This window comes from Oleiphilus sp. HI0086 (assembly GCF_001635225.1).
The window spans coordinates 1-430 of record NZ_LWFZ01000332.1 but is presented as its reverse complement, the minus strand read 5'-3'; the positions used below and the strand labels follow the sequence as shown (position 1 = coordinate 430).

The 430-nt window shown below is 40.5% G+C and carries 1 protein-coding gene; it reads right to left on the bottom strand.

From position 1 onward, the window contains the following. Positions 1-157: 157 nt before the first annotated feature. A partial coding sequence (locus A3756_RS04290; protein ID WP_304438853.1) for a CheR family methyltransferase occupies positions 158-430 on the bottom strand: 273 nt, incomplete at its 5' end.

Here is a 430-nt window from a genome sequence, read left to right as displayed (position 1 = left end):
TTTGAGGCGTGTCTTCTTTGTTCTCGACATAAGCCTCCAACGCTATTTGAGCTTGGGACAATGTTTGTTTAATTTCGCCTTTAACCCAGTCTAAGGCTATGTAGTCATGGTTATTACCCATAACTTCTCCAATCTATAAATGCGTTGTTTTTGTGTGTTAATTTCGACGAATAAACGCCAAAGTCTGATTGTTTTGAACTCGCTCAACATGTGGATTTTGCCAATCGACAGCTTCGCCTTGTCCAATTACGAGCAGCCCTTTAGGGGCCAGCCTTTCTACCAGACTATTCAGAATGTTGTGTTTTAATTCCTTGCGGAAGTAAATCAGAACATTCTGGCAATATATCGTATCCATGTTTCTCAGAGGGCTTTTATCAACATCAATCATATTCGCCATCGAGAAACAGACTTTTTGTTTGAGCTCACTACC